This is a genomic window from Streptomyces sp. SudanB5_2050, assembly GCF_964272335.1.
GTDB lineage: Bacteria > Actinomycetota > Actinomycetes > Streptomycetales > Streptomycetaceae > Streptomyces > Streptomyces rochei.
The window spans coordinates 903,453-914,675 of the sequence record NZ_OZ186760.1 but is presented as its reverse complement, the minus strand read 5'-3'; the positions used below and the strand labels follow the sequence as shown (position 1 = coordinate 914,675).

The following is an 11,223-nucleotide window of genomic DNA, read 5'->3' as shown; positions in this document are numbered from 1 at the left end:
GGAACTCAGGCCCCCGGTACCTGCGGCCCCTCCGGTTGCGCGTCGATACGGGACAGCGCCTCCTCCACGCTCTCGGAGACCGGCACCGTGATGCTCACCCCGGTCAGGTCCAGCACCCGCCGCACCGCCGCGGTGGGCGAGATGATGTGCACACTGCCGGGCAGCTCCCGGGCCTCCTGATAGACCCGCAGGATGATGTTCATGCCGGAGGAGTCCATGAACGGCACCTCCGACAGGTCCAGCAGGAAGTGCCGCCGCCCGTGGTGCAGTTGGTTGGCCAGGTGGTGCTGGAACTCGGTCGCGGTGTCGACGTCCAGGTAGCCGGCCACCTTCAGCAGCGCGACCTCCTCCCGCTCCAGCGTCACCTCGACGGACAGCGGGTTCTGGGCTATGGGCACGTGTACCTCCAACAAAACGGCCGGGCGGTGGGACGTCATGTCCCACCGCGCTCGGCGGTTACCCCCGAATCCGTCCCTCACACCCGGCCGTCCCGGCAGAACGTACGTGCCCCGCGTCACCCCACCCGGATGCCCACCAGACACGTGTCGTCGTCCGTGTCCGACCGGCTGTAGGTGAGCAGCCGGTCCAGATGCTGGTCCAGCGTGCTCGGCGCCGGACGCGCCGTGCTGAGCAGCTGGGCCAGCGACTCCTCCACCGAGCGGTCCCGCCGCTCGATCAGCCCGTCCGTGTACATCAGCAGCGTGTCCTCGGCGGCCAGCTGCACTTCCGCCTCCTCGTACGACGCCTCGGCCACCGCGCCGAGCAGCATGCCCTTCACCAGGGGCAGCGGACCCGCCTGGGCGTCACGGACCAGTACCGGCGGCAGATGGCCCGCCCTGGCCCAGCGCAGCGTGCGCCGGGCCGGGTCGTACAGCCCGCACACCGCCGTCGCGGTCACCCCGCCGGTCAGGTGGTGCACCACGATGTTGAGCCACGACAGCAGCTGGCCCGGACCGGCACCGGTCACCGCGAGGCCGCGCAGCGCGTTGCGCAGCACCACCATGCTGGTCGCCGCCTCTATGCCGTGCCCGGCGACGTCCCCCACGCACAGCAGCACCAGCCCGTTCGGCAGCATCACCGCGTCGTACCAGTCGCCGCCCACCAGCTGTTCCGTCTCCGCGGGCCGGTAGCGCACGGCCACCTGGAGGTCGGGCACCTTGAGCGGGGTCTGGGCCGGCGGCATGATCGCGTGCTGCAGCTGCAGGGTCAGCCGGGCGCGCTCGATGGCCTGCTGCTCGGTGTGCGCCAGCTGGTCGCGCGTGGCGGCGAGCGCCACCTCCGTCCAGTGCTGGGCCGAGATGTCCTGGTAGGCCCCGCGGACCACGAGGAGCCGGTCGTCGGTGTCCAGGACCGGTTCGGCGACCACCCGCACGTGCCGGGTCACCCCGTCCGGCCGCTGCAGCCGGAACGCCGCCGACGCCGAGCGGCGGTGGTGCAGCAGGGTGCGCAGGAACCGGCCGATGGCGACGGCGTCGTCCGGGTGGGCGTGCGCCGCCAGCCGCTCCAGCGGCACCGGGGTGCTCGACTGCGGCCGTCCGTACAGGTCGAACAGCTGCCCGTTCCAGGTGATCTCGCCGGTCAGCAGGTTCTCCTCGAACCCGCCGATGCGGCCCAGACGCTGGGCGTGCTGGAGCAGACTGGCCAGCCGGGCCGTCTCGTCCTCGATGCGCCAGATGAGCAGGACGGCGTTGCCGTGCCGGCTGACACTGATGTCCGCGACCGCCGAGAGCGGCACCTGGTCCACGAGCGCGGTCAGGTTCAGACGCCGGGCCCGGAACGGTTCGCCGGTGGCGTAGACCCGCTCCACGTTCTGGAACAGCTCGCTCTCCCCGGCGGCCATCGGGTACGCCTCCAGCAGCAGCGCACCGCCCACGACGGCGCGCGGCCGTCCGGCGGGGTCGAGGAAGCTCTTGTTCACGTGCTGGATGCGGAAGTCCGCCAGGTGCCCGTCGGCGTCCAGGTGCGGCACCAGGACCAGCGCGGGGTCGTACAGCCCGTCGGCCAGGTCCATCAGCTCCACGGCGTCCGGCACGACCCGCGGCTCCTGCCCGGCGGCCTGCGAAGGCACGTACGACTCCAGCGTGTGCGCGCACAGCTCCGCCAGCGCCTCCACCTGGCGCACCACCTGCGGCGGCTGCGGAGCCAGCGGGGCCGGCCAGGCGATCTCCAGCACCCCGTGGATGCGCCCGCCGGTGCCGGCCGGAACGGCGACCCGGCCGCCGTCCGGGTACTGGTGCCGGCCCACGCTGGGCAGCCCCGTCTCGGCCAGGGAGGTGATCCACTGGCCCGCGCGCTCGGTCAGCCCGCACCGGGCCACCGTCGTCACGTCCGGCGGCACATAGCGCCAGCGGGAGGCCTCGGCCGCGGAGAAACCGGCGCTGCCGGCCAGCGTGAGCGACCCGTCGTACCCGGCCGCCCAGATCGCCACGGCGACCGCGCCCAGCGGACGCAGCGCCTGCTCCAGCAGCGCGTCGGCGACGGACTGGGTGTCGCCGGCGGCCAGCGCGCCGCTCTCGGCGGCCCGCAGCCGCACGGCGGCCGACCCGGCGCCCGCCTCGCCTCCGTCCGGGCCGTCCGGGCCGTCGGCGGTGTCGGCGTTGCGCACGGCGGCGGTGGCCGCGAGGAACGCGTCCGTCACCTCCGACACCCGGTCCCGGGCGGCCTGGTTGATCACGTCGACCGCGAACTCCAGGGGGGTCACCTGGGACTGCTCGGCCAGTTCGGCGAGCTGCCGGGCGGCCTGCGCCGGGCCGCACCCCAGCCGGGCGACCAGGATGCCCTTGGCCAGCTCGATCAGGGCCCGGCCCTCGGCCTCCGCCTGGGCGGCCCGCACCTCGCGGCTGAGCCGGTCCACGGTGGCCGCCAGCCGCCCCACGGGCGACATCGGGGTCATGCCGCGCAGATCGGCCGCGGGTCCGTCCACCGCGCAGGAGCGCGGCGGCGCGGACGGCCCGGGGCGCGAGACGGACGCCTCCCGGTGGGCGCCGGCGGCCGGTTCACGGGACTCTTCGGACGTACTCACGGGTGCGACGCTCCTCGGCCGGGGACCGCGGCGGTGTGCGACGGGAGGGGCCGCGCACCGCCCGGCCCGCCGCGGTGGGGGACGGGGGCCGGGGTGCTCATGCGGGCAGCCACCGTCGGACGCAGGCGATCAGGTCCTGCGTGTCGACCGGCTTGGTGACGTAGTCGCTGGCGCCCGAGGCGAGGCTCTTCTCCCGGTCGCCCGGCATCGCCTTGGCGGTGACCGCGATGATCGGCAGCTCGGCGTAGCGCGGCATCCGGCGGATCTCCTCCGTCGCCGTGTAGCCGTCCATCTCCGGCATCATCACGTCCATCAGGACCAGGTCGACCTCCGGGTGGTCCATCAGCGTCTCGATGCCCCGGCGCCCGTTCTCCGCGTGCAGGACCCGGAAGCCGTGCAGCTCCAGGATGCCGCTGAGCGCGAAGAGGTTGCGCGCGTCGTCGTCGACCACCAGGACGGTGCGCCCGGCCGGCGAGTCCTCGGGGTGCGCGGCGAGGCGCTGCGGCTCCTCGGACCGCACCAGCGAGAGCACGTCCCCGGGCTCCTCGGCGGCCAGGTGCAGGGCGATGCGCTCGCGCAGCTCGTCGAGGCTGGACAGGAACTCCAGGGCACCGCCCTGGGCGCCGGAGCGCAGGTCCTCCTCCAGGGCGGCGTCCGCGCGGTGACCGCTGTGCACCAGCACCGGCACGCTCGCCAGCGCCGAGTCGCCCCGCAGGGCCCGCAGGAAGCGGGACGCCTCGGCGTCCGGCATGCCCAGCTCCAGGACGACGCAGTGGCACGGCTCGGCGGCCAGCGCACCGGCGGCCTCCTGCGCCCCCACGGCCGTGATGACGTCGAGCGGCGGCCGGTCGCCCGCGTCGTCCCGCCCGTGCGTCAGGTCGGCGACCACACTCTCCGCGACAAGGGTCAGCAGCCCTCGCGGACGCTCCTCGACCACGAGCAGCCGCCGGGGACGGCGACGGTGGCCACCGGTGAGTTCGGGCACCGCCGCCGGACGGTCGAGCACGTCGGCCGGCGACTCGGCCGGGACCGCCTCGGCCCCGTGCCCCAGCAGCTCCTCGAAGTCGGGCCGGGCCACGGGCAGGAACAGGGTGAAGGTGCTGCCCCGGTCGGGGGTGCTGTCCACGGTGACGGCGCCGCCCAGCAGCTGGGCGATCTCCCGGGTGATGGACAGGCCGAGCCCGGTGCCGCCGTACTTGCGGCTGGTCGTGCCGTCCGCCTGCTGGAAGGCGCCGAAGATCGATTCGAGGTTCTGCTCGGGGATGCCGATGCCGGTGTCCTTCACCCGGAACGCCACCACCGCGCCGCCCCGGACCACTCCGGCGGGCACCTCGTCGTCCGGTGCCGGTTCGACGGCCAGCTCCACGCCGCCCCGCTCGGTGAACTTCACCGCGTTGGACAGCAGGTTGCGCAGCACCTGACGCAGCCGGGAGTCGTCGGTCAGCAGGTCCGCCGGCGCCCCCGCGGCCGTCTTGACCGTGAACTCCAGGCCCTTCTGCGTGGTCATCGGCCGGAAGGTCGCCTCGACGTACTCGATGAGCTGCCGCAGCGTCACGCGCTCGGGGGAGACGTCCATCTTCCCCGCCTCGACCTTCGACAGGTCCAGGATGTCGTTGATCAGCTGGAGCAGGTCCGATCCCGCGGAGTGGATGATGCCCGCGTACTCGACCTGCTTCGGCGTGAGGTTGCGCGAGGGGTTCTGGGCGAGCAACTGCGCGAGGATCAGCAGGCTGTTGAGCGGGGTGCGCAGCTCGTGGCTCATGTTGGCCAGGAACTCCGACTTGTACTTCGAGGCCAGCGACAGCTGCTGGGCGCGCGTCTCCAGCTCCTGGCGCGCCTGCTCGATCTGGAGGTTCTTCGCCTCGATGTCCCGGTTCTGCGCCGCCAGCAGGGACGCCTTGTCCTCCAGCTCGGCGTTGGAGCGCTGCAGCTCCTCCTGCTGCACCTGGAGCTCCGCCGACCGGGCCTGGAGTTCCGCGGTCAGCCGCTGCGACTCGGCGAGCAGCTCGTCGGTGCGGGCGTTGGCCACGATGGTGTTGACGTTGACGCCGATGGTCTCCATCAGCTGTTCCAGGAAGTCCCGGTGGATCTGGGTGAACGGCGCGACCGACGCCAGCTCGATCACGCCGAGGACCTGTCCCTCGACCACGATGGGCACCAGCACCAGGGCGGTGGGCACCACCTCGCCGAGCCCGGAGGAGATGGTGACGTAGCTGGGCGGCAGCTCGTCCACCACGATGGTGCGCCGGCTGCGCGCGGCCTGGCCGACCAGGGTGCGCCCGAAGGCGATGCGGGTGGGTCTGGTCGAGTCCTCGGGGTAGCCGTAGGAGCCGACGAGCCGCAGCTCGGGCCCGCCCTCACCGTCCTCGGCCAGGTAGAAGGCGCCGTACTGGGCGGAGACCAGCGGCACCAGCTCGTCCATGATCAGCTCGGCCACCACCGGCAGGTCCCGGTGCCCCTGCATCAGGCCCGAGATGCGTGCCAGGTTGGTCTTGAGCCAGTCCTGCTCCTGGTTGGCCCGCGTCGTCTCGCGCAGGGACTCCACCATGGAGTTGATGTTGTCCTTCAACTCGGCGACCTCGCCGGACGCCTCCACGTTCACCGAACGCGTCAGGTCGCCCTCGGCGACGGCGGAGGTCACCTCGGCGATCGCGCGGACCTGGCGGGTGAGGTTGCCGGCCAGCTCGTTGACGTTCTCCGTGAGGCGCTTCCAGGTGCCGGAGACCCCCTCCACCTCGGCCTGACCGCCGAGACGGCCCTCGGTGCCGACCTCGCGGGCGACGCGGGTGACCTCGTCGGCGAAGGCGGAGAGCTGGTCGACCATCGTGTTGATGGTCGTCTTCAGCTCCAGGATCTCGCCGCGCGCGTCGACGTCGATCTTCTTCGACAGGTCGCCCCGGGCCACCGCGGTCGTCACCAGCGCGATGTTGCGCACCTGGCCGGTGAGGTTGTTGGCCATGGAGTTGACGTTGTCGGTGAGGTCCTTCCAGGTGCCGGCGACGTTCGGCACGTGCGCCTGGCCGCCGAGGCGGCCCTCGGTGCCGACCTCGCGGGCGACGCGGGTGACCTCGTCGGCGAAGGCGGAGAGCGTGTCGACCATCGTGTTGATGACGTCGGCCAGCGCGGCGACCTCGCCCTTGGCCTCGACGGTGATCCGCTGCGACAGGTCGCCCCTGGCCACGGCGGTGGCGACCTGCGTGATGGAGCGGACCTGGCCGGTGAGGTTGTTGGCCATGGAGTTGACGTTGTCGGTCAGGTCCTTCCAGGTGCCGGACACCCCGCGCACCTGTGCCCGCCCGCCCAGGTTGCCCTCGGTGCCGACCTCGCGGGCGACGCGGGTGACCTCGTCGGCGAAGGCGGAGAGCTGGTCAACCATCGTGTTGATGGTGTTCTTGAGTTCCAGGATCTCGCCGCGCGCGTCCACGGTGATCTTCTGGGAGAGGTCGCCCTTGGCCACCGCGGTCGCCACCTGCGCGACGTTGCGGACCTGGTTGGTCAGGTTCCCGGCCATGAAGTTCACCGAGTCGGTGAGGTCGCGCCAGGTGCCCTTGACGCCCTGCACGTCGGCCTGGCCGCCGAGCCGCCCGTCGGTGCCGACCTCGCGGGCGACGCGGGTGACCTCGTCGGCGAAGGCGGAGAGCTGGTCGACCATCGTGTTGATGGTGTTCTTGAGTTCCAGGATCTCGCCGCGCGCGTCGACGTCGATCTTCTGCGACAGGTCGCCCCGGGCCACCGCCGTGGCGACCTGGGCGATGTCACGGACCTGGGTGGTCAGGTTCCCGGCCATCGCGTTGACCGAGTCCGTCAGGTCGGCCCAGGTGCCCGAGACCCCCGGCACCCGCGCCTGGCCGCCGAGGGTGCCCTCGGTGCCGACCTCGCGGGACACCCGGGTCACTTCGGAGGTGAACACGGACAGCTGGTCCACCATGCCGTTGAAGACCTTGGCGATGTCACCCATCAGACCGTCGGCCTCGTCCGGCAGACGGGTGCCGAAGTCCCCGTCCCGCACGGCCGTCAGGCCCGCCAGGAGTCGGCGCAACTCCTGGTCGCCCGGCACCGCCTCGACGGTTCCGGCGCTGTCGCTGGTCATGCGCACCCTCGTTCCGCTCCCCGGAGTCCTCCGAACGAGGACTCGTCGACCCCCTCCGGACCGATCGGCGGTCCGGTGTCCTGCGCGTGCATTTCCGCAGTTCACGGAAGTGCCCAAGGAGAAAAATACGTCAGAGGCTAACCCAGGTGACGGGCGCGGGCAAAAGGCGCGGCGTCACCCGGTGGAGCGACCCCCTCGAACGGGAACCGAATGCGCCGGGCGGGGCCGGGTATCCGCTGCTGTGAAGCCGGTCCGGGCGAGGCGTCCGGCCGGCCCCACAGTCGTCGTCGATGCGGGAGGGAAGGAACGGCGTGCCGATGGAGAGCATCTGGGCGTACCCGGCGGGAAGCGGCCACACGGAGGGGCAGGACCTCACCGGCTGCGCCGTCGCCGCCGCCGACGGCACCATCGGGCACGTGGACCGCGAGGCCGAGCACTTCGGCATGCGGCACCTGGTCGTCGACACCGGCGTCTGGGTCTTCGGCCGCAGTGTCCTGGTGCCCGTGGGCGTGGTCACCGGCATCGACATCGGCGCCCGGTCGGTCACGGTCGCCTGCACCAGGGCGGAGGTCAAGGCCGCGCCCCGGTTCCGCACCGACAGCGAGACGATGGACCGGGACTATCTGGCGTCCGTCGGCGACTACTACCATCGGCTTCCGCCGCGGGACACCTCCGCGGAATGACCCGGTGCCGAACGAGAGCACGGCGAACACCAGGGACACCACTGACATGGAACCAAGCGACGCGATGACCACGGCCACTTCCGGCGGCACGGCGCCCGGCCTGCCGGCACCGGTGGCCGTGACCAGCGCGGCCACCGCACGCGCGTACGCGGAGTCGGTGGCGCGCGCCCAGTGGGGGGCCGGCCGCGGGGTGCGCGAGGAGGACGTCGTCGACCTGCTGCTCGTCGTCTCGGAGCTGGTCACCAACGCCATCCGGCACGGCGACGGACTGGCCGGCTTCGAGGTCCGGCCCACGGACCAGGGGATGTGGATCGCCGTCCACGACCACAGCCCGGTGGTGCCGAGGGCCGCGGCCGCCTTTCCCACCCGGCACCGCGGGAGCGGCTACGGCTGGCCGCTCGTCGCCCGCCTGGCGCGGGACATCGAGGTGAACCGTCGCCCGGAGGGCGGCAAGACGATCAGCGTGCTGGTGCCGCTGCGGGACGCGGACGCGGCCTGACCGCCCGGACCGGACCCCGGCGAGGCGCCGCCGCCGGTCACCAGGGCAGGAAGACGTGGATGTCCTTGCCCCGCTCACCGGTGACGACGCTCACCTGGTCGGAGAGGGTGTGGATCAGGTGCCAGCCGATACCGCCGCCGCCGCTGTTCGGGTGGAAGGGACGCGGCGCGGGCTCCGTCCTGCTGGTGTCGTGCATGACCACGTGCACACCGTCGAAGGTCCGCCGCAGCCGCAGCTGGAACGGCCCCGGAGCGTACTGCACCGCGTTCGCCGCCAGCTCCGTGACGACGAGCAGGATGTCGTCCCAGTGCTCGGGCTGCGCGGGCGGTGCCGCACGGGCGAGGTCGTACAGGAACTCCTCCGCGACCAGCCGCGCGCCGGTCACGTTGTGCAGCTCCCCGGAGAAGCTGGCGGTGCGGTTCGTGATCTCCTCGGAAGCCAGTGTCCTGTCCCAACGCGACTCGGCTGCCATTTCGCCTTCCCGGCCCGGCCACGGCCGGGCGTTGTCCCTTCTTCGCATTCCCTTGGTCTGTAGTTCCCGTGGCGGGCGAGCCTACGCGCGTCGTTCCGAGGTCCGGGAGGGCGGCGGACGGGCGACCGGGTCGTGACCCGACGCGGTCGCCCGGCGCCCGTCAGCGGAAGAAGACGTTGTCCGCGTCCTCCCAGGCGGCCGGCTCCTCGGGCACCGTCCGGGGCCGGCGGTGCGAGCGGGCCTCGTACATCGCCTCGATCTCGAAGGCGTAGGTCCGTACGATCTCGTCGCGGCGCAGCTTCATCGACGGGGTCAGCAGACCGTTGGACACGTCGAACGGCTCGGGCAGGACGCGGAAGACCCGGATGGACTCCGAGCGCGAGACGGTGCTGTTGGCCGCGGCGACCGCCCGCGCCACCTCCTCGCGCAGCGCGTTCTCCTCACGGGCCTCCCGCGCCGGGGTGTCGCCCTGCAACGCCAGGCCGGCCCGCCAATGGGACAGGAACTGCGGATCGAGCGTGATCAGGGCACCGACGCAGGGCCGGTTGTCACCCACCACCACCGCCTGGTGCACCAGCGGATGCATGCGCAGCCGCTGCTCCAGCGCGGCCGGGGCCACGCTCTTGCCCCCGCTGGTGATGATGATGTCCTTCTTGCGCCCCGTGATCGCCAGGTAGTTCTCGTCGTCGAGGTGACCGAGATCCCCGGTGGCCAGCCAGCCGCCGCGCAGCACCGCGCGGGTGGCGGCCTCGTCGCCGAGGTAGCCCTGGAAGAGGGACGGCCCGCGCACCAGGATCTCCCCGTCGTCGGCCACCCGGATCTCCATGCCGGGCAGGGGCTGCCCGACGGTGCCGGACTTCTCCCGCCCGTAGGGCTGCATCGTCAGCCCGCCGCAGGTCTCGGTCAGCCCGTACCCGTCGTGGACGTACACCCCGATGCCCTCGTAGAACAGGGCCAGCTCCCGGCTGAGCGGTGAGCCGCCGGACGTCGCGCGCCGTACCCGGCCGCCCAGGGCGGTCCGCAGCCGGCGGTAGACCGTGCGCTCGTACAGGGAGTGCTGGAGCCGGAGGTCGAGACCGGGCCCGGGGCCCCGGCCCAGCCGGCGGCGCTCCAGCGCGGCGGCGAAGTCCCGTGCCGTGTCGGCGGCCCGCTCGAACAGTGCCCCGCGGCCGGCCTCCTGGGCGGTGCGCAGGAAGTTCTTGTACAGCTTCTCCAGCACGGAGGGGACCGCGTAGAGGTACGTCGGGCGGAAGGAGCGCAGCGCCGCGCCGAGCGCCTCCTCGGTCGTCGCGGGCTCGTGCGCCATGAGCAGACCGCCCCGCACGCACAGGTTCTGGATCATCAGCCCGTACACGTGCGAGAACGGCAGGAAGGCGAGGACGGCGCCCTGCTCCCCGGGCGGCGCCACCGTGTGGCCCCAGCCCTCGAGCAGGGTGTCGCAGGGACCGGCCAGCCCGCGGTGGCTCAGCGCGCAGCCCATGGCGCGGCCCGAGGAGCCCGAGGTGTAGGCGACGACCGCGGTGGAGTCCGGCAGCACGATGCGGCGCATCGAGTCGACCGTCTCGTACGGGAGGAACTCGCCGCGTGCCCTGAGCGTGTCCAGCGCGCCCGCGTCCAACTGCCAGACGTGCCGCAACGCGGGCAGCTGCGCGCACACCGAGCCGACCGTCATCACGCTCTGCTCGTCCTCGACCACCACGGCCACGCAGCCCGCGTCCCGCAGGATCCACTCGACCTGGTCGCGCGAGGAGGTCGGGTAGATCGGCACCACCTCGGCGCCCACCGTCCACAGCGCGTAGCTGAAGACCGTCCACTCGTACCGGGTCCGCGCCAGGATCGCCACCCGGTGGCCCGGCGAGATCCCGCTGGCGATCAGGCCCTTGGCCACGTCGACCACCTCGTCGCGGAACTCCACCGCCGTCACCTCCTGCCAGTCGGAGGAGCCCGGGGCGGGACGGCGGGCCAGCATCGGCAGGGCCGGCGTGCGCGCGGCCGTCTCGAAGAGGCTGTCGGCCAGCCCGCCGGTCAGGGGCGCGGCGGCCCGGGGAGCGAGAGCGGGATCGTGCATGCGCCGGCTCCTGACGTGTACGGACGGTGACACCGTCGGCGTGCACCGTCGACGGAGCTGCCGAATCTAGTCGAGGGGGTGGTCACGGCGGGCCGGGACGCCAGAACTGTTCCCGCCCGGTGATCTCGGCGGATCGGGGGACCCGGAGGGCATGACGTACACGAATCCGGACCCGGAACCCGAACGCAGCACCGGACTCGAGCCGGGAGGCGGTGTGCCGCCGGGCGAGACCCCGCCGGGCGAGAGCAGCATGGCCGAGGCCGGCCCCTGGGAGGGGAACAACCCGCCCAAGGGCTGGGCCGTGGCCCCCTTGACCGTGATCCTCGTCGTCGTGGCCCTCGTCGCGGCCGGCTTCCTGGGGTACGCCTTGGTGCTGATGCTCTGAGCGG

The 11,223-nt window shown here is 72.7% G+C and carries 8 protein-coding genes; 3 read left to right on the top strand and 5 right to left on the bottom strand.

Going from position 1 to position 11,223, the window contains the following annotated elements; genetic code table 11:
* Window positions 1-5: 5 nt before the first annotated feature.
* The 3 genes from ACFZP7_RS03810 to ACFZP7_RS03800 all read right to left on the bottom strand — a co-directional run bounded on the left by ACFZP7_RS03810 (window position 6) and on the right by ACFZP7_RS03800 (window position 7,112).
* Window positions 6-398: an STAS domain-containing protein gene (locus ACFZP7_RS03810; protein ID WP_019327352.1), complete on the bottom strand. Its 393-nt coding sequence runs from the start codon at window positions 396-398 to the stop codon at window positions 6-8.
* Window positions 399-514: 116 nt separating this feature from the next.
* The gene (locus tag ACFZP7_RS03805) at window positions 515-3,022 is read right to left on the bottom strand and encodes a SpoIIE family protein phosphatase (protein WP_107081993.1); all 2,508 of its coding nucleotides are present in this window, start codon (window positions 3,020-3,022) and stop codon (window positions 515-517) included.
* A gap of 97 nt (window positions 3,023-3,119) precedes the next feature.
* Complete coding sequence (locus ACFZP7_RS03800; RefSeq protein WP_385633846.1) at window positions 3,120-7,112, bottom strand: HAMP domain-containing protein; 3,993 nt, start codon at window positions 7,110-7,112, stop codon at window positions 3,120-3,122.
* Between the two features lie 317 nt (window positions 7,113-7,429).
* Here ACFZP7_RS03800 and ACFZP7_RS03795 point away from each other — a divergent pair, with 317 nt between their 5' ends.
* Both ACFZP7_RS03795 and ACFZP7_RS03790 read left to right on the top strand, forming a co-directional pair.
* Complete coding sequence (locus ACFZP7_RS03795) at window positions 7,430-7,795, top strand: PRC-barrel domain-containing protein (protein WP_078912129.1); 366 nt, start codon at window positions 7,430-7,432, stop codon at window positions 7,793-7,795.
* Between the two features lie 46 nt (window positions 7,796-7,841).
* Entirely contained in the window at window positions 7,842-8,294 is a 453-nt protein-coding gene (locus tag ACFZP7_RS03790) for an ATP-binding protein (RefSeq protein WP_031021158.1), read from the top strand.
* A 37-nt stretch (window positions 8,295-8,331) separates the two neighbouring features.
* Here the strand turns inward: ACFZP7_RS03790 and ACFZP7_RS03785 are convergent, their stop codons facing one another.
* The gene (locus tag ACFZP7_RS03785) at window positions 8,332-8,766 is read right to left on the bottom strand and encodes an ATP-binding protein (protein ID WP_019331178.1); all 435 of its coding nucleotides are present in this window, start codon (window positions 8,764-8,766) and stop codon (window positions 8,332-8,334) included.
* 160 nt (window positions 8,767-8,926) lie between these two features.
* On the bottom strand, window positions 8,927-10,834 hold the full coding sequence (locus ACFZP7_RS03780; RefSeq protein WP_210951889.1) for a long-chain fatty acid--CoA ligase: 1,908 nt from the start codon (window positions 10,832-10,834) through the stop codon (window positions 8,927-8,929).
* Between the two features lie 151 nt (window positions 10,835-10,985).
* Between ACFZP7_RS03780 and ACFZP7_RS03775 the strand changes: the two genes are divergently transcribed.
* On the top strand, window positions 10,986-11,219 hold the full coding sequence (locus ACFZP7_RS03775) for a DUF6480 family protein (protein WP_019331176.1): 234 nt from the start codon (window positions 10,986-10,988) through the stop codon (window positions 11,217-11,219).
* Window positions 11,220-11,223: the final 4 nt, after the last annotated feature.